General features: G+C 49.4%; 20 protein-coding genes. 14 read left to right on the top strand and 6 right to left on the bottom strand.

All coding sequences use genetic code 11. The features are described from left to right. Window positions 1-5: 5 nt before the first annotated feature. Entirely contained in the window at window positions 6-671 is a 666-nt protein-coding gene (mutH, locus tag AC6R0L_RS01275) for a DNA mismatch repair endonuclease MutH (RefSeq protein ID WP_500627996.1), read from the bottom strand. Between the two features lie 615 nt (window positions 672-1,286). Between mutH and rppH the strand changes: the two genes are divergently transcribed. Genes rppH through AC6R0L_RS01250 form a run of 5 tightly spaced genes read left to right on the top strand, consistent with a single transcriptional unit; the run spans window position 1,287 to window position 6,591 of the window. Beyond that, window positions 1,287-1,805 carry an RNA pyrophosphohydrolase gene (rppH, locus tag AC6R0L_RS01270; protein WP_334554039.1) on the top strand — a complete coding sequence of 173 codons (519 nt, stop codon included), beginning with the start codon at window positions 1,287-1,289 and terminating at the stop codon, window positions 1,803-1,805. A 2-nt stretch (window positions 1,806-1,807) separates the two neighbouring features. Next, window positions 1,808-4,054 (top strand): phosphoenolpyruvate--protein phosphotransferase, encoded by a 2,247-nt coding sequence (ptsP, locus tag AC6R0L_RS01265; protein ID WP_487901853.1) that lies wholly within the window; start codon window positions 1,808-1,810, stop codon window positions 4,052-4,054. Between the two features lie 8 nt (window positions 4,055-4,062). Beyond that, window positions 4,063-4,854: a sulfite exporter TauE/SafE family protein gene (locus tag AC6R0L_RS01260; protein ID WP_500627995.1), complete on the top strand. Its 792-nt coding sequence runs from the start codon at window positions 4,063-4,065 to the stop codon at window positions 4,852-4,854. A 54-nt stretch (window positions 4,855-4,908) separates the two neighbouring features. Further along, entirely contained in the window at window positions 4,909-5,730 is an 822-nt protein-coding gene (gene lgt, locus AC6R0L_RS01255) for a prolipoprotein diacylglyceryl transferase (RefSeq protein ID WP_334554044.1), read from the top strand. Between the two features lie 9 nt (window positions 5,731-5,739). Next, window positions 5,740-6,591, top strand: a complete 852-nt coding sequence (locus tag AC6R0L_RS01250; RefSeq protein WP_500627994.1) for a thymidylate synthase — start codon at window positions 5,740-5,742, stop codon at window positions 6,589-6,591. 146 nt (window positions 6,592-6,737) lie between these two features. On the opposite strand, the gene AC6R0L_RS01245 is transcribed toward AC6R0L_RS01250, so the two are convergent. Beyond that, window positions 6,738-7,883: a Na/Pi symporter gene (locus tag AC6R0L_RS01245; RefSeq protein WP_487901857.1), complete on the bottom strand. Its 1,146-nt coding sequence runs from the start codon at window positions 7,881-7,883 to the stop codon at window positions 6,738-6,740. A 410-nt stretch (window positions 7,884-8,293) separates the two neighbouring features. Between AC6R0L_RS01245 and nhaR the strand changes: the two genes are divergently transcribed. Further along, window positions 8,294-9,187 carry a transcriptional activator NhaR gene (gene nhaR, locus AC6R0L_RS01240; protein ID WP_334554050.1) on the top strand — a complete coding sequence of 298 codons (894 nt, stop codon included), beginning with the start codon at window positions 8,294-8,296 and terminating at the stop codon, window positions 9,185-9,187. A gap of 143 nt (window positions 9,188-9,330) precedes the next feature. Further along, a complete protein-coding gene (locus AC6R0L_RS01235) occupies window positions 9,331-9,624 on the top strand; it encodes an ArsR/SmtB family transcription factor (protein ID WP_334554121.1) in 294 nt (97 codons plus the stop codon). Between the two features lie 101 nt (window positions 9,625-9,725). Here AC6R0L_RS01235 and rpsT read toward each other — a convergent pair whose 3' ends face one another. Continuing rightward, entirely contained in the window at window positions 9,726-9,986 is a 261-nt protein-coding gene (gene rpsT, locus AC6R0L_RS01230) for a 30S ribosomal protein S20 (protein WP_004744855.1), read from the bottom strand. A 260-nt stretch (window positions 9,987-10,246) separates the two neighbouring features. Between rpsT and murJ the strand changes: the two genes are divergently transcribed. The 6 genes from murJ (at window position 10,247) to ispH (ending at window position 17,878) form a co-directional block, all read left to right on the top strand. After that, window positions 10,247-11,809 (top strand): murein biosynthesis integral membrane protein MurJ, encoded by a 1,563-nt coding sequence (gene murJ / locus AC6R0L_RS01225; RefSeq protein ID WP_500627993.1) that lies wholly within the window; start codon window positions 10,247-10,249, stop codon window positions 11,807-11,809. Between the two features lie 71 nt (window positions 11,810-11,880). Beyond that, window positions 11,881-12,816, top strand: a complete 936-nt coding sequence (gene ribF / locus AC6R0L_RS01220) for a bifunctional riboflavin kinase/FAD synthetase (RefSeq protein ID WP_500627992.1) — start codon at window positions 11,881-11,883, stop codon at window positions 12,814-12,816. A 64-nt stretch (window positions 12,817-12,880) separates the two neighbouring features. Beyond that, window positions 12,881-15,727 (top strand): isoleucine--tRNA ligase, encoded by a 2,847-nt coding sequence (ileS, locus tag AC6R0L_RS01215; RefSeq protein ID WP_500627991.1) that lies wholly within the window; start codon window positions 12,881-12,883, stop codon window positions 15,725-15,727. A 64-nt stretch (window positions 15,728-15,791) separates the two neighbouring features. Next, window positions 15,792-16,298, top strand: a complete 507-nt coding sequence (gene lspA / locus AC6R0L_RS01210; RefSeq protein ID WP_500627990.1) for a signal peptidase II — start codon at window positions 15,792-15,794, stop codon at window positions 16,296-16,298. Window positions 16,299-16,455: 157 nt separating this feature from the next. After that, a complete protein-coding gene (gene fkpB, locus AC6R0L_RS01205; protein ID WP_487901861.1) occupies window positions 16,456-16,887 on the top strand; it encodes an FKBP-type peptidyl-prolyl cis-trans isomerase in 432 nt (143 codons plus the stop codon). A 25-nt stretch (window positions 16,888-16,912) separates the two neighbouring features. Next, complete coding sequence (ispH, locus tag AC6R0L_RS01200) at window positions 16,913-17,878, top strand: 4-hydroxy-3-methylbut-2-enyl diphosphate reductase (RefSeq protein WP_500627989.1); 966 nt, start codon at window positions 16,913-16,915, stop codon at window positions 17,876-17,878. Window positions 17,879-17,995: 117 nt separating this feature from the next. Here the strand turns inward: ispH and AC6R0L_RS01195 are convergent, their stop codons facing one another. Then, window positions 17,996-19,480, bottom strand: coding sequence for a carbon starvation CstA family protein (locus AC6R0L_RS01195; protein ID WP_500627988.1), 1,485 nt, complete (start codon window positions 19,478-19,480; stop codon window positions 17,996-17,998). A gap of 224 nt (window positions 19,481-19,704) precedes the next feature. On the opposite strand from AC6R0L_RS01195, the gene AC6R0L_RS01190 reads away from it, so the two are divergent. After that, window positions 19,705-20,061, top strand: coding sequence for a DUF2799 domain-containing protein (locus tag AC6R0L_RS01190; protein WP_487901928.1), 357 nt, complete (start codon window positions 19,705-19,707; stop codon window positions 20,059-20,061). A 100-nt stretch (window positions 20,062-20,161) separates the two neighbouring features. Here AC6R0L_RS01190 and murQ read toward each other — a convergent pair whose 3' ends face one another. Continuing rightward, on the bottom strand, window positions 20,162-21,082 hold the full coding sequence (gene murQ, locus AC6R0L_RS01185; RefSeq protein WP_500627987.1) for an N-acetylmuramic acid 6-phosphate etherase: 921 nt from the start codon (window positions 21,080-21,082) through the stop codon (window positions 20,162-20,164). A gap of 7 nt (window positions 21,083-21,089) precedes the next feature. Beyond that, window positions 21,090-22,205, bottom strand: coding sequence for an anhydro-N-acetylmuramic acid kinase (locus AC6R0L_RS01180; protein WP_500627986.1), 1,116 nt, complete (start codon window positions 22,203-22,205; stop codon window positions 21,090-21,092). Window positions 22,206-22,282: the final 77 nt, after the last annotated feature.

Here is a 22,282-nt window from a genome sequence, read left to right as displayed (position 1 = left end):
TGGCGCTAAATAAAATGACGAGCGAGTATGTTGGCGGTAAATTGCGTACGCAAGTAAAAGCCGCGAGGTAGCGTCTTGATGCGTTTTCCTGTTGCGCCGTAGGCGTCGGTTGAGACTCGACTGTTGGCGGCTTTCGGTCTGATTTGCAGGACTTCACCGTGCTTAGCGGTAATGTGGCTGACTTGGCCTAGTACGATCATCTCCATCAGCTCTTCCCAGTCCGCTCGCAATTGACGTTCTTCTTCGACACTTGGCGACCACAAAAGCGGGGAGCCAACACGCCGATCTGGCAGTGGAATTTCTCGTTCCCCCTCAACCGGCACCCACAGTACCCGTGATAATTTGTTTCTGACGTGGCTGTTTTCCCATGTTAAACCATGCACTCCCGTTAAAGGGGCGACACAAACAAAGGTGGTTTCCAGTGGCTTACCGCTATAACTGATGGGAATGGTCTTAAGTTCAATCCCGAGATGCTCAAAGTCTTGCTGTGGTTTGCTGCCTGCGGTAGCGCCTAAATGCCATTCCAGTAATTGACCGACCCAGCCTTTGTCACGCTGTAGATTTGCCGGCACCGTCATCTGGGCTTCCTGGGCGAGTTCTGCAAAGGTGAGCCCTGCGATTTGGCTAGCTCGTTCAAACAGTTCTTGCTCGGAGTGTGGGGCTGGTTTCATCAATACGCTTCCTTAAGGTTGGTGAGACATTGTATCGAATCCATTCGAGTGATGAAATCTTGCTTGGGATCCCAAGTGGTGAAAGATCCTACTAAATAAACTTATCCACAGAATTTCATCGACATTAAGCAATATTTTTAATATCTGGATCAATTAACAGGGGTTTTAGGGCTTTTTTAGGCTTGATTTCTGCGGTTGTTGCTATTTTACACCTTGCCTGTGTGGATAAAGTGTCCTGTGGTGGATCTTTAACCGATCTGTGTTGTGCGTGAAATATGTCAGATAAAAAGGGATTGGTAATAAGTTGGCCTATTCTATTTTATTGTTTTTAAATGATTTTGTGGCATAGCGTTCTTTCTGTTTTATTTTGCCAGGTGAGACTTGGCGGGAAAATGATCAGTTGAACCGAGATTCTTCACATAGTTATACACAGAAAAGGTGAATAAATGTGGTCCATGTCTCACAACTGTGTGAATAACTGTAGGGTTGACCGAAAAATATGCAGAGTAGGTGCGTGACGCCATAAATTGAGTGTGAGTCACAATAGGAAGTTTGCTCCGATTGGGGATATGTGGAAAAATCACTGTAATAAAAGATTTTACTAGAGGGTGGCCAGTGATAGATGGCGATGGTTACCGCTTAAATGTGGGAATTGTAATCTGTAACAACCATGGTCAGGTATTCTGGGCTAAACGATACGGACAACATTCTTGGCAGTTTCCTCAAGGGGGAATTGACGACGGTGAGACTCCCGAGCAAGCAATGTATCGGGAACTGTATGAAGAAGTGGGTTTAACAAAGAGTGATGTCACCATAGTGGCAACGAGTCGTCATTGGTTAAGGTATAAATTACCCAAACGGCTGGTTCGATGGGACTCAAAACCTGTTTGTATCGGGCAAAAACAGAAATGGTTCCTCCTGCGGCTAGATTGTGATGAAGCAAAGATCAATATGCAGCACGGGAGTTCCCCTGAATTTGATGGTTGGCGTTGGGTAAGTTATTGGTATCCGGTGCGACAAGTGGTTTCTTTCAAGCGTGATGTGTATCGCCGCGCAATGAAAGAGTTCGCCTCGATGGCAATGCCGTTCAAAGAACGCAGGACGAAAGGCAAACGTAAACACAAAAGAGGATAGACATGCTGTCTCAACTAAGGGAAATAGTTGAACAAGTTTCTAAGGTCGATGATGTGCATCAGGCCTTAGATGTATTGGTTAAGCAAACGTGCAACGCGATGAGTACGGAGTGTTGTACTGTCTATCTTGCAAATGAAGAAATGCAGCGCCTTGAGCTGATGGCGACTCAAGGTCTGCGCTTTAAAGGGGATAAAATCCATATCCGCTTTGAAGAGGGCTTGGTAGGTTTGGTCAAGCGCAGTGCTGAGCCGCTCAACCTCGCTGAAGCCTCCAAACATCCGGATTTCAAATACTTCTCCGAGCTGGGTGAAGAGATTTATCACAGCTTCCTTGGCACACCGATTATCCACCGTAAGCAAGTGTTGGGTGTTTTGGTGGTGCAGCAAAAGACGCCGCGTCAGTTTGACGAAATGGAGGAGTCCTTCCTTGTTACCCTAGCGGCGCAGCTTGCGGTGATTATTGCCCATGCTCAAACCCAAGGTCATTGGCGATTAGAGAAAAAGCAGCAAGCGATTCGAGGACTGCCTGCCTCAAGTGGTGTGGCCATTGGTGAGTTCTGGTGGGACGATACTCAGCCAGAGTTATCTGAGGTCTACCCAGCCTCGACACTGGATATCGAACGAGAGCAAGAGTGGCTCTTACTGGCGATTGAAGAAGCGCTCGGCGATTTTCGTCGCATGCGTAAAAAGCTCGATAGCGAAATCAACAAAGACGCTTTAGCCATTTTTGACCTTTTTACTCACTTGCTTAACGATCCCATGTTGCGCAAAGATCTCAAGTCGCAAATCCAAAAAGGCGATAGAGCTGACTGGGCGTTGAGGCAAGTGGTCGAGTCCTACTCGAACCGTTTTGCCCGCATGTCGGATCTCTATCTACGAGAAAGAGCGCAAGACATTCGCGAGCTGGGTCAACGCTTACTGTTTTTCTTGCACAATACCGACAAAGAGCAGCAATTGATTGAGCGCCCAATCATCCTCGTGGTGCGTGAACTGACCGCTTCTCTACTCGCCTCTATCCCGAAAGACAAGTTACTGGCGGTGATTGCCTTAGAGGGCGCGGCGAACTCGCACGCTGCGATTTTGTCGCGTGCGCTCGGTATTCCGGCCGTGATGGGCGTAAACCTCAATCTCAAAGCGATCAATGGTAAGCAGGGGATTGTCGACGGTTACAGCGGTAAGATTCTGATTTCACCGAGTAAACAGTTACTGAGAGAGTATCGCGCGCTGGTCAACGAAGAGGCGGAGCTGTCTAACTTGGTCAATCAGACCATTCAAGCTCCGGCTTGCACTCAGGATGGTGAACGAGTGGAAGTGATGCTCAATGCTGGTCTGAGCGCAGACACCAACATTGCCATCAATCAGGGCGTTGATGGGGTTGGCCTCTATCGAACCGAAATCTCTTTTCTGCTTCAGCACCGGTTTCCCTCGGAAGAAGAGCAAACCCAGCAGTATCAAGCGGTACTCAATAGCTATCCAGACAAACGAGTGGTGATGCGCACGCTTGATATCGGCGGGGATAAAGCCTTACCCTATCTGCCGATTGAAGAGGACAATCCATTTCTTGGTTGGCGCGGTATCCGTTTTACCTTAGATCATCCCGATATTTTCTTGATGCAGATACGCGCGATGCTACGCGCGAGCACGACGCATCATAACTTAAGTATTTTGCTGCCAATGGTATCAGGGGCGCAGGAGTTGGATGATGCTATCACTCTGATTGAACGGGCTTATCAAGAAGTCAAACTGCTCGATGAGCGACTGAGTATGCCGCAAATTGGCGTCATGATTGAAGTGCCTTCGATGATTTATCTGCTTCCGATGATTGCCGAGAAAGTCGATTTTGTCTCTATCGGGACGAACGACTTAACCCAATACCTGTTGGCGGTGGATCGCAATAATTCACGCGTGGCCGATGTCTATGAATCTATGCACCCATCGGTGGTGATGGCTCTGGATCACATTCGCCGTACCTGCGATGAGTTAGGCATTCCGGTGTGCATCTGTGGTGAATTGGCGGGCGATCCGATCGGGGCGATGTTGATGGTGGGGTTAGGATATCGAAGCCTGAGTATGAATACCTCGAATGTCGCCAAGATCAAATATCTCCTCAGACATACTCAAGTCGATGAGCTTCAACATTTGGCGCAAAATGCGCTGTCACAAGCTTATGGAAAAGACATCTATGCTATGATGCAGGCCTTTTTTGAGCAGAAAGGTTTTGCCGGCTTTATTCGCGCAGGTAAACGATAGGATAGGCAGTGTTTGTAGTATTTCTTGGCTTATTGCTGGTACTCGGTGCCTTTGTCGGCATGATGGCTGGCTTACTTGGTATTGGCGGCGGTTTGATTGTCGTTCCCTCATTGCTTTTCTTACTCCCGTTGGCGGGGATTGATCCAGATATTGCCATGCACATGGCCCTCGCGACCTCGCTTGCGTCGATTATCATCACTTCCGGTTCATCGGCCCTCAACCACTTTAAACTCGGTAATGTCGATATGTTCGTCATCAAGTGGCTGATGCCTGGTGTGGTGATTGGTGGCTTTCTTGGCGCGCACGTCGCAGAGTGGATACCGGCCGTTTACTTACCCAAAGTGTTTGGAGGCATAGTTCTGCTCCTCTCTTTGCAAATGCTGTTTTCTCTCAAAGCGACTCAAACGAGAGAAATGCCGGGGCAGGCGGCAACGCTCTCGACAGGGATGGGAATTGGTGTGGTGTCGAGTCTGGCCGGGATCGGTGGTGGGTCATTGTCGGTACCGTTTCTCAATCGTCATGGGATTGAAATGAGAAAAGCGGTCGGGTCGTCATCGGTCTGTGGCTGTGTATTGGCCATCTCGGGCATGTTGGGGTTTATTCTTAACGGCATGCAGACACAAGCACTGCCCACGGGCAGCCTGGGCTACGTCTATTTACCGGCCTTAGTGGCGATCGCCTCCACCTCAATGTTGACCACTCGTTTTGGCGCGACATTAGCGACCAGTATGCCAACCACGAGGCTGAAAAAAATATTTGCACTGTTTTTAATGTTCGTTGCGGGAACTATGCTACTGTGACGCACTCTCAACTTCTATCTTGAACTCATTGAACACCACAAGAGAATCTCTCCTATGTCCCAGGGATATCTAGACTTTCCAAATATTGATCCGGTATTACTCTCCATTGGCCCACTCTCTATCCGTTGGTACGGTTTGATGTACTTGGTGGGATTTGCTTTTGCTCTTTGGCTAGCGAACCGCCGCGCAGATAAGCCCGGCAGTGGTTGGACACGAGAGCAGGTGTCCGATTTACTGTTTGCTGGTTTTCTCGGTGTGGTCATTGGTGGCCGAGTTGGCTACGTGCTGTTTTACAACTTTGACCTCTTCCTTCAAGACCCGCTTTATCTGTTTAAAGTATGGACCGGCGGTATGTCATTCCACGGTGGCCTGCTGGGTGTCATTAGCGCGATGTTCTGGTACGCGAAAAAGAACGGTCGAACCTTCTTCGGTGTGGCCGACTTCATCGCCCCGCTGGTGCCGTTTGGTCTCGGTATGGGCCGTTTAGGTAATTTTATGAACAGCGAGCTGTGGGGGCGTGTGACGGATGTGCCTTGGGCGTTTGTCTTCCCAAATGGTGGTCCACTGCCGCGTCACCCGTCTCAGTTATACGAAATGCTGCTCGAAGGCATAGTGCTGTTCTTTATTCTCAACTGGTTTATTAAAAAGCCGCGTCCGCTTGGCGCTGTATCAGGGCTCTTCCTTGCCGGTTATGGTACCTTCCGTTTCTTGGTCGAGTACGTACGTGAGCCTGATGCGCATTTGGGCCTCTTTGGCGGGTTTATCTCTATGGGGCAAATCTTGTCTCTACCAATGGTGATCATTGGTGCCTTGATGGTCGCTTGGGCATATCGGCGTGGGCTTTATAAAGATGAATTACCACAACAAACGAAGTAAGGATTGGCTGTGAAACAGTATTTAGATCTTTGTCAGCGCATCGTTGACCAAGGAGAATGGGTAGAAAATGAGCGCACGGGCAAGCGTTGCCTAACGGTCATCAATGCCGATCTCACTTATGATGTAGCGCAAAATCAATTCCCACTCGTGACCACACGTAAGAGCTTTTGGAAGGCCGCTGTGGCCGAGCTGCTAGGATACATCCGAGGGTATGACAATGCCGCTGATTTTCGTCAGTTAGGCACAAAAACCTGGGATGCCAATGCCAACTTAAATACCGCTTGGCTTGAGAACCCATACCGCAAAGGTGACGATGACATGGGACGCGTCTATGGCGTTCAAGGTCGAGCTTGGGCCAAACCTGATGGCGGTCATATTGATCAGTTGCGAAAAATTGTCGATGACCTGACTCGAGGCGTGGATGATCGCGGTGAAATCCTCAATTTCTATAACCCGGGTGAGTTTCACATGGGCTGTTTACGCCCGTGCATGTACAGCCACCATTTCTCTCTGCTTGGGGATACCTTGTACCTCAATAGTACACAGCGTTCGTGTGATGTGCCGTTGGGCCTGAATTTTAATATGGTTCAAGTGTATGTCTTCTTGGCGATCATGGCGCAAATTACGGGCAAGAAAGCCGGACAAGCCTACCACAAGATTGTCAATGCACACATCTATGAAGACCAGTTAGCCCTAATGCGAGATGTTCAGTTGAAGCGTGAACCTTTGGCCGCGCCCACGTTCCACATCAACCCAGAGATCAAAACCTTGGAAGATTTGGAAACTTGGGTCACCTTGGATGACTTTTGGGTGGAAGGGTATGAGCACCATGACCCAATCAGCTATCCATTCTCAGTGTAATAGCCACCTTCAGGGTAATATCTATTTTCAGTGCAATAGCTATTCGCACTGCAATGACCAACAAGAAACCAGCGTACTCGCTGGTTTTTTGTATAAAAAAAGCCCTCAACCGAGGTTGAGGGCTTAGTATGCGATGGCAAGTCTGTTTAGGTTGTCAGTGCAAGGATAGCGCCTGGTAGGACTAAAAATACTGTCACCAAATAGGCGGCGACGACCGCTTTGTTCTTCACCGCCATGTCCGAAATCATATCGGCGGCTTTGACCGGTAGCTCACGTAAGAACGGAATACCGAAGATGAACACGGTGGCCAATACGTTAAATGCGAGGTGCACCAAGGCAATCTGCAGTGCAAAAACCGCGAACTCACCCGAGGCTGCCGTTGCAGCAAGCAAGGCTGTGATACAAGTACCGATGTTCGCACCCAGAGTGAATGGGTAGACGTCACGGACTTTCAACACGCCAGAGCCTACAAGCGGTACCATCAAGCTGGTCGTAGTAGATGAAGATTGAACCAGTACGGTCACTACAGAGCCAGACACGATGCCGTGGATAGGACCACGACCGATAGCGCTCTTCAAAATCTCACGAGCACGGCCAACCATTAAGCTCTTCATCAATTTACCCATAACGGTAATGGCCACGAAGATGGTCGCAATGCCTAGAACAATCAATAGCACCCCACCCATGGTGTCGCCAAAGGTTGCCAACGGCTCCTTGACGGCATTCACAACAGGCTTAGTGATAGGTTTGATGAAGTTCAAGCCTTTCATGCTCATATCACCCGTTGCAAGGAACGGAGAGACCAACCAGTGGGAGATTTTCGCAAGAATGCCAAACATCATTTCCAACGGAAGGAATATCGCAACGGCAAGCAGGTTGAAGAAGTCATGAATTGTGGCACTGGCGAACGCACGTTTGAACTCTTCTTTATTGCGAATGTGACCAAGAGAGACCAAGGTGTTGGTGACTGTCGTACCAATGTTGGCACCCATGATCATTGGAATGGCGGTTTCAACAGGCAACCCACCTGCCACCAAACCGACAATAATAGAGGTGACGGTACTTGAGGATTGGATCAAGGCGGTGGCCGTCAAGCCAATCATTAATCCAGCAATAGGGTGTGACGCAAATTCAAATAGGACTTTAGCTTGATCGCCGGTTGCCCATTTAAAGCCGCTACCTACCATAGAAACAGCAAGTAGTAGTAGGTATAACATGAATGCCAAGTTAGCCCAGCGTAACCAGCGAGTCGTACTCGAGATTGGTGCTGCTGTAGTAGTAGCTTGGTTCATAATTTTCTCCGTGGACCGTTTAATACTTATTGGTCGGTTGTTGAAATTGAGGCTGATGTTAGAGAGGAAATATTTCAGTAATATTACATTTCTATGTAATGCGGTCTTTTTTGAGGGATAGCGAGGCTTATCGGTGTAATTCTTACGTTACGATTAAATTAACTTATTGAAAATTATTAATTATTTTTACATTGATAAAACTGTGCACGAGCGCATTTTTTGACAAAAAATTCAGCTGATCGGCTTTTTCTCGTCAGTTTTATGACAGAAGAGTGTCATAAAGTCATTATTAAATTTCGGTATTAGTAGTGAAAATTTAGTGATTGTTCGGTTTTGACGAGTTATTGTTGTCATCAACGAGTTTTGATATAACCCTTATCTATTGTGCGCTTATTGAAGTTGTTTCCCCTATGTCTCATTTGAACTATAACCACCTCTACTATTTTTGGATGGTGTGTAAACAAGGCTCAGTGACGAAAGCTGCAGATGCCTTGTTTTTAACGCCGCAAACGGTCACCGGCCAGATCAAAGCGTTAGAAGAGCGCATGGATGGAAAGTTGACTAAGCGCAACGGACGCAGCATCGAGCCCACTGAACTGGGCCAATTGGTCTATAAGTATGCGGACAGAATGTTTGGTCTAAGCTATGAGATGTTGGATATCGTCAATTACAGCCAACGTTCCAACCTGCTGTTTGATGTGGGGGTAGCGGATGCGCTCTCAAAGCGTTTGGTTAGCAAGATCCTGATGACCACGGTGCCGCAAGACAACAGTATTCATTTACGCTGCTTTGAATCGACGCATGAAATGTTGCTTGAGCAATTGTCGCAGCACAAGTTGGATATGATTTTGTCTGATTGCCCGGTGGACTCAAGTCAAAGTCCAGGTCTGTACAGTAAAAAGTTGGGTGAGTCCAAGATGAGCTTTTTCTGCAGTGGCCAAGTGGCTGGGGCGAGTTTTCCCAGTGTGTTAGAGCATCGAAAACTGCTGATCCCCGGTAGTCGCACGGCAATGGGGCGCAAAGTGCTGCAATGGTTTGATCGTCAGGGTTTACAACCGAATATTTTGGGCGAGTTTGATGACGCTGCGCTCATGAAGGCGTTTGCTCGTTATCATCAAGACGTGATCTTTTTGGCGCCTTCTTTATATGTCTCGGAAGTGGATAGCGATCTGCCGCTGCAACACATCGGTGATATTGAGGAGCTAAAAGAAGAGTACTACGTGATATTTGCTGAGCGAATGATTCAACATCCAGCGGTGAAAAATGTGTGTGACGCAGATTTCAATTCTTTGTTTAATTTATAACCTTGCCTAAATGAGAATAGATTACTGTTCTTATTTAGATTACTATCAGCAGCCTGCGGCAAATGGGCCGAAACAGCGATAAAAGAGTATCAGGTGCGGGAAGTGAGGGCTTCTTTGCTCATCGGGTTTAGGGGTAGGTAGTGATGAATCTGGAAGAGATGGAAAAGAACTCTGCTCAAGCAGTTGTCTTACTCAAAGCGATGGCGAACGAAAGACGTTTGCAGATTTTGTGTCTTTTGCACAACCAAGAGCTGTCGGTTGGGGAGCTATCCGCGCAGTTGCAGCTAAGTCAGTCTGCGCTATCTCAACACTTAGCGTGGCTACGTCGTGATGAACTCGTGGTGACGCGCAAAGAAGCGCAGACGGTGTATTACACTCTTCACAGCGAAGAAGTGAAGAAGATGATCGAGCTGTTGCACCATCTTTACTGTTCTTGATGCATGGATTACCACAAGAACTGGTGTAAGGTTCGACAAATTTCAGATATAAAAAAACCGGCAATAGCCGGTTTTTTCTTCACTGGGAAATCAGAGTTCTATTATAGAGCTTTGATTGCAGCAGCGAAACGAGACTTATGACGAGCAGCTTTATTCTTGTGAATAAGGCCTTTAGTTGCCATGCGGTCTAGGATTGGTGTAACTGCAGCAAATGCTTCAGTTGCAGCAGCTTTGTCGCCTGCTTCGATAGCAGCAACAGTTTTCTTCATGTAAGTGCGCATCATAGAACGACGGCTAGCGTTGTGCTGGCGACGTTTCTCAGCTTGGATAGCGCGCTTCTTAGCAGATTTACTATTTGCCAAGGGTCTAACTCCCAAAAACTTTAGTTCGGTGACAATTTAAGGGCGAGGAATATCCCTCATTTGCGCCTAAATGTCAAATGATTTGTGCAAAAACCCATCGCAGCCAAACAAATTTTGGATTAGAAAGGTCTTCACGGTTAAGATGGCGGGGATTCTATCAGTATTTTTTTTTCAATGCTAATACTAATCTGCTCTCAATGAGTTATTCCCTAATAACCCAAGCACTGAATTGTTAGTATGAGCGAGTTCTTGAGGTAGTCGTGAGTAAACGTCTCTTAAAATCAGGCATGATTGTCAGTGCTATGACATTGATTTCTCGAGTGTTGGGCCTTGTGCGCGACGTCGTGGTCGCAAACTTGATGGGCGCAGGGGCGAGTGCTGATGTCTTCTTCTTCGCCAATAAAATTCCCAACTTTTTACGCCGCCTGTTTGCAGAAGGCGCGTTTTCTCAAGCCTTTGTGCCGGTATTGACCGAATATCACGCCACTGGTGATGAGGAGAAAACCCGCCAACTGATTGCCCGCGCGGCCGGAACGCTCGGCGTCATTGTTTCTATTGTGACACTGCTTGGTGTGTTGGGCTCGGGTGTCGTCACGGCTCTGTTTGGTTTTGGCTGGTTTCTCGATTGGCTGAGTGGCGGACCATCGGCGGAAAAATTTGAGCTGGCCAGTCTGATGCTCAAAATTACCTTTCCTTATTTATGGTTCATCACCTTTGTTGCGCTGTCTGGCGCGATCCTCAATACGCTCGGTAAGTTTGCGGTCTCCTCTTTTACCCCGGTGTTTCTCAATGTGATGATCATCGCTTCGGCGTGGTGGATCGCCCCTCAATTGGCGCAGCCTGAAATTGGCCTGGCGATTGGGGTGTTCTTGGGCGGTCTAGTCCAGTTTCTTTTTCAACTGCCGTTTCTTATTAAAGCCGGTGTGATGGTCAAGCCCAAGTGGGGATGGCGTGATCCCGGGGTCGTGAAAATTCGCACCCTGATGATCCCTGCGCTCTTTGGGGTATCGGTCAGTCAAATCAACTTGTTGTTTGATACCTTTATTGCCAGTTTTCTTCAAACAGGCTCGATCAGTTGGCTTTACTATTCGGATCGATTGCTGGAATTTCCTCTCGGCCTGTTTGGTATTGCCATTGCGACCGTTATTTTGCCGGCGCTATCTCGCAAGCACGTTGATGAGCAGCGTGAAGGATTTGCCCACACCATGGATTGGGGGGTAAGAATGGTCACGCTACTTGGGATCCCGGCAATGCTAGGGTTGATGGTGCTGGCCAAACCGATGCTGATGGTGCTATTCATGCGCGGTGAGTTTTCAGCGCAAGACGTCCAGTTTGCCTCGCTGTCGCTGGTGGCGTATGCCTCAGGGTTGCTGAACTTTATGCTTATCAAGGTGTTAGCTCCTGGTTACTACTCGCGTCAAGATACCAAAACGCCGGTCAAATACGGCATCATCGCCATGGTTTCCAACATGGTGTTTAACGCCATTTTTGCTTGGTTTTATGGTTATGTGGGCCTTGCTATGGCGACCGCGCTCTCTGCGTTTGTCAATATGGCGCTGCTCTACCGAGGCTTGCATCGCGCGGGGGTCTATCAATTGACCAGTAGAACGTGGTGGTTTGTTGGCAAGCTTATCGTTGCCGGCGGTTTGATGGTCGCGGCGATAAGCTCACAACTGGAAAGCATGTCGGTGTGGCTGGCGTGGAGTCTTAGTGACAGAGTGGTGTCACTGGTGTTGTTAATCGGTCTTGGCGCAGGGGTTTACCTATTGTCACTACTGGTGATGGGCGTGCGAGCAAAAGATTTAAAAGCAGCGACAGAGTAACGCGGATTAGTATATAATCCGTCAGTTTCACGCTTTAGTAATCACAAATACACAGGTTTTATCAACGTCCAATGGAATTAATTCGAGGGATTCATAACATCAAAGCCCAGCATTATGGGTGTGTGTTGACGATAGGAAACTTCGACGGCGTACATTTAGGCCACCAGGCTGTGCTGCGTCAAGTGTCGCAACAAGCGAGCATGCTAGGCTTGCCGTCAACCGTGATGACTTTTGATCCGCAACCATTGGAGTTGTTTGCCAAGCACAATGCGCCAGCGCGTTTAACGCGTCTGCGTGACAAATTTGTCCAGTTAAGCAAATTGGGCCTTGAGCGACTGCTATGCGTGAACTTTAATCAAGAGTTTGCCAACCTGACGGCTGACGAGTTTATTAGCGACTTGTTGGTCAAGCGTTTGGGTGTTAAGTTTCTGGTCGTGGGCGATGATTTTTGCTTCGGTCGCGGCCGTCTTGGTAACTTTGAGATGCTGAAACAAGCGGGTAAAATCCACGGTTTTGAAGTGGTGAGTACGCAAAGCTTTTGTCTGCAAACCGACCGTGTCAGCAGCACCTTGATTCGTGACGCGCTTGCAAAAGATGACTTAGCGCTGGCCGCGACGATGCTCGGACGTGACTACAGTATTAGTGGGCGTGTATCCCACGGCCGAAAATTGGGAAGAACGATAGGTTTTCCTACCGCAAATATCCCTTTGAAACGTTGCGTATCGCCGGTCTCTGGCGTGTACGTCGTTGAGGCACTAGGTCTAGGCCCACAGCCGATTGGCGGCGTGGCCAACATAGGCAATCGCCCGACCGTCAACGGAGTTCGGCAACAACTCGAAGTGCATTTATTCGACTTTCAAGCCAACTTGTATGGCAAACAGCTAGAAATCGTACTTTTACATAAGCTGCGTAATGAGCATAAATTTGAGTCATTCGACGCTTTAAAACAACAAATTGAATTGGATGCTGAGGCTGCAAGGGTGTGGCTGCGTCAGCATAACCGCTAAACGGTTTAGTCCACCGTTTGGCCTAATGTCTAACTTTCGCCCAACACAACGGAATTAAGAATCGATGAGTGAGTATAAAGATACCCTGAACCTTCCTGAAACAGGGTTTCCAATGCGCGGCAACCTGGCGAACCGTGAGCCAGAAATGCTCGAGCGTTGGTATAAAGAAGACCTTTACGGTGAAATCCGTAAAGCGAAGAAAGGCAAAAAATCTTTCGTTCTACACGATGGCCCTCCATACGCCAACGGTGACATTCATATTGGTCACGCACTAAACAAGATTCTTAAAGACATTATTATTAAATCGAAGACGCTTTCCGGCTTCGATGCGCCTTATATCCCTGGCTGGGACTGCCACGGTCTACCCATTGAATTGATGGTAGAAAAGAAAGTGGGTAAGCCTGGGCAAAAAGTATCGGCGGCAGAGTTCCGTGACAAGTGTCGTCAATACGCACAGGGCCAAGTAGAAGGTCAAAAAGAGAGCTTTAAGCGCTTAGGCATCATGGGTGAGTGGGACAAACCATACCGCACCATGGACTTTGCGACAGAAGCAAACATCATTCGCGCGTTGGGTAAGATTGCCGACAACGGCCATCTGCTAAAAGGCTTTAAACCGGTTCACTGGTGTACAGACTGTGGCAGTGCGCTCGCGGAAGCAGAAGTGGAATACAAAGACAAAGTCTCTCCTTCTATTGACGTGCGCTTTAAAGCGGCGGATGAAGCTGCACTGCTGTCGAAGTTTAACCTCAATGAAGGCCACGAAGGCGAAGGTGAGATTTCGATTGTTATCTGGACGACCACTCCATGGACGTTGCCGGCGAACCGCGCGGTGTGTCTGCGTGACGATCTAGAGTATGTCCTTATTCAAGTTGAAGGTGAGACAAAAGAGCGCATCATCGTCGCTGCTGAATTGGCGAAAGACGTGATGGACCGTGCTGGTATCGAGCATTTCCACAACCTAGGCTTTGCGAAAGGTGCGGATCTTGAACTGACTCAATTCCAACATCCGTTCTACGATTTCACTGTGCCAGCTATCCTTGGCGATCACGTGACCACTGAGTCGGGTACGGGTGTGGTACACACTGCGCCTGGCCACGGTCAAGAAGACTTCGCTGTGGGTAACAAGTACAACCTAGAAGTGGCAAACCCAGTGGGGTCAAACGGTGTTTACCTACCGGATACCGAGCTTTTTGCCGGTCAACACGTCTTCAAAGCGAACGATGCCGTGGTGGAAACGCTGAAAGAGAAAGGCGCACTTCTTCATCACCATGCTTACGAGCACAGTTACCCACACTGCTGGCGTCATAAAACGCCCATCATCTTCCGCGCGACTCCACAGTGGTTTGTGTCGATGGATCAAGCAGGTCTGCGTGCTAAAGCGCTGGAATCCATCAAGGGTGTTGAGTGGATGCCAGAGTGGGGTCAAAGCCGTATTGAAGGCATGATTGAAGGTCGTCCGGAGTGGTGTATCTCTCGTCAACGTACTTGGGGTGTGCCTATCGCTCTGTTTGTACATAAAGAGACCGCAGAGCTTCATCCAAATTCGATTGAACTGGTTGAGAAAGTCGCTCAGCTTGTTGAACAGAAAGGCATTCAGGCTTGGTGGGATCTGGAGATTTCAGAGCTACTTGGCGAAGAAGCCGACAATTACGAAAAAGTACTGGATACGCTAGACGTATGGTTCGACTCTGGTGTCACGCACTACTCAGTGGTTGATGCCCGTGAAGAGTACAACGGCAACAGTGCAGACCTTTACCTTGAAGGTTCAGACCAGCACCGTGGTTGGTTCCAGTCTTCACTGATTTCATCGATTGCGATGAAAGGCGAAGCGCCATACAAACAAGTATTGACGCACGGTTTCGTGGTTGACGGTCAAGGCCGTAAAATGTCGAAATCCATCGGTAACGTTGTGGCACCGAAAGATGTGACCAACAAACTGGGTGCAGATATTCTGCGTCTGTGGGTCGCTTCGACAGATTACACGGGTGAAGTGGCGGTTTCAGACGAAATTCTAAAACGCTCGGCGGATGCTTACCGTCGTATTCGTAACACTGCGCGTTTCTTCTTAGCGAATCTCAGTGGCTTTAACCCAGCGACAGACATCGTGCCAGCAGAAGAGATGGTGGCACTGGACCGTTGGGCTGTGGGTCGCGCATTGGCGGCGCAAGAAGAGATTGTCAAAGCGTACGGCGAGTACAACACGCACGCGGTGACACAGCGTCTTATGCAGTTCTGTTCTATCGAGATGGGCTCATTCTACCTAGACGTGATTAAAGACCGTCAATACACGGCGAAATGTGGTGGTCACGCTCAACGCAGCTGTCAGACGGCGCTGTACTACATCGTCGAAGCTTTGGTTCGCTGGATGGCACCAATCATGTCATTCACTGCCGATGAAATTTGGAATGAAATGCCAAGTGCTTTGCCAAGCGGTGAGTCACGCGACAAGTTCGTCTTTACCGGCGAATGGTTTGATGGCCTGTTTGGTCTTGCACAAGGTGAAGAGCTCAACAACGCGTTTTGGGCGGACATTCAAGCCGTTCGCGGTAGCGTGAACAAGCTGCTTGAAGATGCACGTAAAGAGAAAACCATCGGTGGTTCATTACAAGCGGAAGTTACGCTGTTCGCAGACGACGCGTTGGCCGCGAAAATCAATAAGCTGGAAGATGAACTTCGATTCGTACTCCTGACCTCTGCTGCTGTGGTGAAACCACTGAGCGAGAAAAGCGATGCGGCGCAAGCAACAGAGCTGGACGGTTTGTTCGTTGAAGTGCATGCCACTGATGCGAAGAAGTGCGATCGCTGTTGGCACCACACGCCAGACGTGGGCACGATTGCGGGTCACGAAGCCATTTGTGGTCGCTGTGTCTCCAACGTAGAAGGCGATGGTGAAACGCGTAAATTCGCGTAATTCATTGAACTTTAAGTCAAATAAACAGCCCCAGTATACACTGGGGCTGTTTTTAGGTAAGAGCATGAGTGAGCACGCATTGACATTAAAACAATCTGGCCTGCGCTGGCTGTGGTTGGCATTGGTGATTTTTGTCGCAGACATTGCGATTAAATTGTTGGTGATGGACAACATGGGGTATGGCTGGGCAAATCGTATCGAAGTCTTACCCTTCTTCAATCTTCTGTACGTTCACAATTATGGTGCGGCATTCAGTTTCTTGAGTGATCAGGCTGGCTGGCAGCGCTGGTTCTTTACTGCCATCGCGGTGATAGTGACGGGGCTACTTAGCTACTGGATGAGCAAGCTGCCGAGCACAGAAAAGTGGAACAACATCGCCTACGCGCTGATTATTGGTGGTGCGGTAGGGAACGTTTTTGATCGTATAGTCCACGGCTTTGTGGTCGATTATCTCGATTTCTTCTGGGGTGATTACCATTGGCCTGCGTTCAACTTGGCAGACAGTGCCATTTGCATTGGCGCCGCGATGATCATTTTGGACGGTTTTCGTAGCAAAAAGAGCCAAGCATGAGTCGTAAAGGTCTGTGACAGCAATAACCTTAGGCGTCGTCCGTTGATTCGGACGGCGCTTTTTACTATAACTGGACGCAGAGCTAGAAACTGGACGCAGAACGAGAAACTGGACGCAGAATTAGACCGAAGAATGACAATAACAAGGAAGCCGTAACGTGATAACAATCGCCCAAGACAGCGCAGTAACGCTGCACTTTACCATCAAGATGAAAGATGGCTCTGTTGCCGACAGTACCCACAACATGGGCAAGCCCGCCAAGTTAGTGATTGGTGATGGCAGTTTGAGTGATAATTTTGAGCAATGTTTGCTTGGTCTCAAGCAAGGGGACAGCAAATCGATAGAGCTCGCCGCCAGCGATGCGTTTGGCGTGCCCAATCCAGATAACATTCATCACATGGACCGAACCAAATTCGTCGGCGATGCCGAGGTTGAAGTGGGCACCATCATGGCATTTTCAGGCCCAGATGGCATGGAAATCCCCGGCATCATCACTGAAATCGCGGGCGACTCCGTCACGGTGGATTTCAACCACCCATTAGCTGGGCAAGATGTGACTTTTGAAGTTGAAATTTTATCAGTAGAATAACCGCCCAATTGAAGACGATGACTCGATGAGCAATGAAATGAAAATTCTGTTAGCGAACCCCCGTGGCTTTTGTGCTGGTGTTGATCGCGCAATCAGCATAGTTGAGCGTGCATTGGAGATGTATCAACCGCCAATCTACGTTCGCCATGAAGTGGTACACAACCGATTTGTGGTTGAAGGCTTAAAGCAACGTGGGGCCGTCTTCGTTGAAGAGCTGAGTGAAGTGCCTGACGACAACATCGTCATCTTCTCCGCTCACGGCGTGTCGCAAGCGGTACGCAAAGAGGCCAAAGAACGTGCTCTGACTGTGTTTGATGCCACCTGTCCTTTGGTGACAAAAGTCCATATGGAAGTGGCGAGAGCGAGCCGCAAGAACATGGAAGTGGTGCTCATCGGCCACGCCGGTCACCCTGAAGTGGAAGGCACCATGGGTCAGTATGCCAGTCAAACAGGGGGCATGTACCTAGTTGAGGCCCCAAGTGATGTGATGGCGTTGAAGGCGAAAGTCAAAGACCCTTCGCATCTTCACTATGTCAGCCAAACCACCTTATCGGTGGATGAAACCGCCGATGTGATTGATGAGCTGCGTCGCGTGTTTCCCGATATTCAAGGGCCGCGCAAAGACGACATCTGCTACGCAACCCAGAACCGCCAAGATGCGGTGCGTGAAATGGCGCAAGATGTCGATGTGGTGATTGTTGTCGGCTCGAAAAACTCCTCGAACTCCACTCGCCTCAAAGAGTTGGCAGAAAAGCTGGGTACCCCTGGTTACTTGACCGATTGCCCTGAAGATGTGCAGCCGCAATGGTTAGAAGGTAAAGCGAAAGTCGGCGTCACGGCTGGGGCATCAGCCCCTGAAGAGTTGGTGAACCAAATCCTTGAGCGGATTAAGACCCTTGGCGGCGCAAAAGAGATCGAAGAGATCCAAGGCCGTGAAGAGAACATGTTCTTTGAAGTGCCGAAAGAGTTGCAGATCAAACAAGTTGATTAAGGCAACGGACGGCCCTCGCACTAGTCAAATCACCTGCAAAATAATTAAGGCTCCCAATGGGAGCCTTTTCTTTGGCTGGCCATTCAGGCCAGCAGTGCGAAGCGAAGGTGGATTGAATTAGGCAGTCTTGGTGACGGTTTGCGGCGTTTCTTCATCCGCAAGCTCAGATTCCCCTTTGCCTTTTGAGGTTTTAATTACGTACACGGTCACGGCCAGTGCGAATAGGATACCCGCAATGGTTGAGACTTGAATCGGCAGACCAAAGCCTAGTGTACTGTTGTTTAGGATAAAGGTGACACATACCGTGGTCATGAAGACCGCTGGTACTGTGGTAATCCAGTGCAGTTTGTTGTGACGAAGCAGATACGCCGACGCTGTCCAAAGCATCATCACCGCAGTGGTTTGGTTTGCAAAACCGAAGTAGCGCCAGATGATACCGAAGTCTACTTGAGTCAACACGCCACCAATCACGAACAGAGGCAAGGCCATCAGTAGGCGGTTGCGTAGTGTTTTCTGTTCCATGTTGAAGTACTCAGCCAAGATCAGACGGCTCGAACGAAACGCAGTGTCACCGGAAGTGATAGGCAGAATCACCACACCTAGGAAGGCGATGATGCCACCAAAGACGCCAAGCAGACCAAAAGAGGCGCTGTAGACAACGTTACCTGGGCCACCGTTTTTCACTGCTTCTGACAGTGACTCTAGCGAACCGAAGAATGAAAGCGCAATCGCACACCAGATGAGGGCAATCACACCTTCACCGATCATGGCTCCGTAGAAAACAAAGCGACCGTTTTTCTCGTTTTCCATACAACGTGCCATCAGTGGTGACTGAGTGGCGTGGAAACCTGAAATAGCGCCACATGCGATGGTGATAAACAGTGCTGGCCAGAGCGGCATGTCATTCGGGTTGAGGTTGCTAAGCATGTCAGAGACTTGGAAATCACCCATGACGGTATGCTCGCTAGAGAAGGCGATTGCCGTCATTAGACCGACAGACATAAAGATAAGTAGCGCGCCGAACAGTGGGTAGAAACGACCAATGATCTTATCTACCGGAACGATAGTCGCGATGATGTAGTAGGCGAAAATCGCAATCACCATGGTCGTCATGCTGACACTGAGGCTTGTTTGGTCGTTGATCAAATTGGTGATCATACCGGCTGGCGCAGAAACGAAGACCACACCCACAAGCAGCAATAAGACAATGGCAAAAATGTTCATGAAATGTTTGGCGCCATTACCTAGGTAGCGACCGGTAATCGTCGGTACGGAAGCACCGCCATTACGAATCGACAGCATACCTGAGAAGTAGTCATGGACAGCGCCGGCGAAGATACAACCGATGACAATCCACAGCATCGCAGCCGGGCCGTACAGCGCACCCATTATCGGACCAAAAATCGGGCCGACACCAGCGATATTAAGAAGTTGGACTAGATAAACTTTAGGGGTGGACATGGCCACATAGTCGACACCGTCCGCTTTGGTATGGGCTGGCGTCTGACGCTTTTCATTGATTCCGAATACTTTTTCGACGAAAGCGCCGTAGATAAAGTATCCGCCGATGAGTGCGGCGACACAGGTTAAAAACCACAACATAGCTCGTTCCTTAGTGTTAGTTTTATTGATACACCCTGTATGTTACTCCGCTGTTTGGCGAGTTTCGTGTGCTGGTTAGGTCAGTGGTTGTTTGGTGAGTTAAGTGGTCTGTATGGGTAATGAGTGGTTTTTTCGCGGCGGGAGTGGCTATTTATCGGCTTTAGTGGTGTAGTAGGTGTGTCTAGCTACTAATAATCAATCATCAAAAAGGATATCGAGTGAGAATCGGACTGACGACGCTTTTCAGTGTCACTTCATTCAGTGCTATCGCGCTACTCATTGGTTGCAGTGCGTCTGTGGAACAGCTTGCCCAGCAGGGCGATTGGTATGAAATCGGCTATCAAGATGGCGTGCGAGGCAATAGCCAACGCACGCTCAAAGAGCTGTCTAGCTTGGGCGTCGTTAAACAGCACGATTACGATCAAGGCTATGGCGAGGGTGTACAAGAGTACTGTAACCCCAATTTTGCTTACCAGATTGGATTATCAGGCCAATATTACCAAGGTGCCTGTGAAGGCACCGAGTTTGCCCAGCAGTTTCGCATGGAGTGGAAGCGAGGCTGGGACGAATACAATAATTGATGTTGGATAAGCAAGGTTCATCCATTATCGAGCACACCGTGTTTACTCTTACATTCAATAATCCTTTACTGAATCGCCCTGTACTGAATAACCCTGCACGCTACTGATGTTTCTCGACAGCGGCGCGCAGAAAGCCTTGTTGGTGATGCAACTGCTCACGAGCCTCTCGAATACCCAGCCCAGTCAGGATCATTAAAATGGCCAGTTTGACGTCAAACTCGGTCTCTTCGAGCGTATTTGTGGCCTGTGCTTTATCACAATCTGTCGCTTGCATGACGATGCGTGTCGCTCGCGCTAGCAACTTCTTGTTGGTGGCTTTTACGTCCACCATCAAATTCTGATAGCTTTTTCCAAGTCGGATCATACTGGCGGTGGTCAGCATATTGAGCACCAACTTTTGCGCCGTGCCGGATTTCAGGCGCGTTGAACCCGTCAGCGCTTCTGGCCCCACGACTGGGCTTATCGCAATCTCTGCGATCTCTGCGATGGGGGAGTCAGGATTGCAAGAGAGTGCAACGGTCGTTGCGCCTAACTCATTGGCGTAGGTCAGCGCACCAATGACGTAAGGTGTGCGACCACTGGCAGCAATGCCCACCACCACATCATCTGGAGTTAAGTTGAGGGATTGCAAGTCACTCTCGCCAAGCTGCGGGTCATCTTCCGCACCTTCTTTGGCTTTAAACATGGCGTCTTGGCCGCCTGCAATTAAGCCGAGCACCATCTGATCCGATACGCCAAAGGTGGGCGGGCATTCGGAGGCATCAAGCACACCAAGGCGGCCACTGGTACCCGCGCCCAAATAGATCAATCGACCACCGACTTGAAACGCCTCGACGATTTTGTCGACAGCTTGAGCCACCTCGGGCAGCACTTTCTCCACGGCAAGCGGTACGCTCTTATCTTGTTGGTTTAAGCGTTTGACGATTTCAATCGACGGTTGCAGGTCAATGTCCATGGTGTCAGGGTTGCGCCCTTCAGACACAAGATGAGACAAGGCGGCAATCAAAGCATCGTTAGTCATAGTGTTCCTATTTTTCTGCCCAGTACATCACGCCAAGCGAGGCTGAGCGCTGAGCACCGGTGACATCGGGTAAATTACTCGGTAATCCATGTAGGCGGCGATAGGCTAGCCAAGCAAACGCCATCGCTTCCATATTATCACTGTCGACCCCTTTATCGCTTGTGGAGCACACTTGCCATTGTGGCAATAAGGCGGCCAGTCTGCGCATCAACAGCGGATTGCGAACACCGCCGCCGCACACCAGCAACTCAGGATGGGGACCTTCGGCGTATCGTGTGACTTCATTGGCAATGCTAACGGCGGTGAACTCACACAACGTACGCTGCACGTCTTCGGTGGGCAGTGAAAAAGGAGTGAGTTGTGCCATCAGCCAAGGCAGGTTGTAATGTTCTCGCCCGGTACTTTTCGGGGCAGGTTGGGTGAGGTAGGGATCGGTTAGTAAAGCGTCAAGTAAAGGGGGATGTACCTGACCTTGCTGTGCCCATTGCGCGTCTTTATCAAATGGGGCGCCGCGATGTTTGTCACACCACGCATCCATCAACATGTTGCCCGGCCCGGTATCGTAACCGATGACGGGTTTGCCTGGCCGAAGCAGCGAAATATTGGCGATGCCGCCGATGTTGAGAACCGCTACGCTAGAATCTGTCACAGGAAACAGGGCTTGGTGAAAAGCTGGCACCAAGGGTGCGCCTTGCCCACCGAGCGCCATGTCTTTTCGACGAAAATCGGCGATCGTGTCGATACCTGTTTTGGCTGCAATGATATGGGCGTCGCCGAGCTGGGTGGTAAAGGGAGTCGGGCTGCTGGGTTGATGAAACACGGTTTGACCGTGATTGCCAATTGCAGCGATATCACGGGCTTTAGTGCCAGATTTCGCTAAGAGCGCCAGCGCTGCATCGGCATAAAGGTGGCCTAACTGATGGTCGAGCGCGCCAATCTCGTCTAATCGGGTCGGCTGACCAAGGCACATCGCCAGCACTTTTTGGCGTAGATGGTCAGGGTAGGGGTAGTCGAGTGCATCGCGCAGCGTGACACTTTGGTCATCAATCTCGACAAGGGCACAGTCCACACCGTCCAGGCTCGTGCCTGACATGATCCCGATATATAACGCTTTTTCGCTCATGGTCAAATTTTCGCTTCGCCGACATGCTTTCCATTGTAAACCGAGAATAATCCTAATACTCTCGGCAGCATAGAGAA

It is taken from the genome of Vibrio sp. R15-SG3-ISO1A, from assembly GCF_059833955.1.
Note: the sequence above shows the minus strand (reverse complement) of the source record. Positions and strands in the feature narration are given on the sequence as shown.

What these genes read in the sequence shown, in the direction of transcription:
- lgt (WP_334554044.1), top strand. Translation starts at nt 4,909, where the DNA reads ATGTCCCAGGGATATCTAGACTTTCCAAATATTGATCCGGTATTACTC.
- AC6R0L_RS01235 (WP_334554121.1), top strand. Translation starts at nt 9,331, where the DNA reads ATGAATCTGGAAGAGATGGAAAAGAACTCTGCTCAAGCAGTTGTCTTA.
- ileS (WP_500627991.1), top strand. Translation starts at nt 12,881, where the DNA reads ATGAGTGAGTATAAAGATACCCTGAACCTTCCTGAAACAGGGTTTCCA.
- murQ (WP_500627987.1), bottom strand. Translation starts at nt 21,082, where the DNA reads ATGACTAACGATGCTTTGATTGCCGCCTTGTCTCATCTTGTGTCTGAA.
- nhaR (WP_334554050.1), top strand. Translation starts at nt 8,294, where the DNA reads ATGTCTCATTTGAACTATAACCACCTCTACTATTTTTGGATGGTGTGT.
- ribF (WP_500627992.1), top strand. Translation starts at nt 11,881, where the DNA reads ATGGAATTAATTCGAGGGATTCATAACATCAAAGCCCAGCATTATGGG.
- AC6R0L_RS01195 (WP_500627988.1), bottom strand. Translation starts at nt 19,480, where the DNA reads ATGTTGTGGTTTTTAACCTGTGTCGCCGCACTCATCGGCGGATACTTT.
- AC6R0L_RS01245 (WP_487901857.1), bottom strand. Translation starts at nt 7,883, where the DNA reads ATGAACCAAGCTACTACTACAGCAGCACCAATCTCGAGTACGACTCGC.
- mutH (WP_500627996.1), bottom strand. Translation starts at nt 671, where the DNA reads ATGAAACCAGCCCCACACTCCGAGCAAGAACTGTTTGAACGAGCTAGC.
- AC6R0L_RS01180 (WP_500627986.1), bottom strand. Translation starts at nt 22,205, where the DNA reads ATGAGCGAAAAAGCGTTATATATCGGGATCATGTCAGGCACGAGCCTG.
- lspA (WP_500627990.1), top strand. Translation starts at nt 15,792, where the DNA reads ATGAGTGAGCACGCATTGACATTAAAACAATCTGGCCTGCGCTGGCTG.
- ispH (WP_500627989.1), top strand. Translation starts at nt 16,913, where the DNA reads ATGAGCAATGAAATGAAAATTCTGTTAGCGAACCCCCGTGGCTTTTGT.
- ptsP (WP_487901853.1), top strand. Translation starts at nt 1,808, where the DNA reads ATGCTGTCTCAACTAAGGGAAATAGTTGAACAAGTTTCTAAGGTCGAT.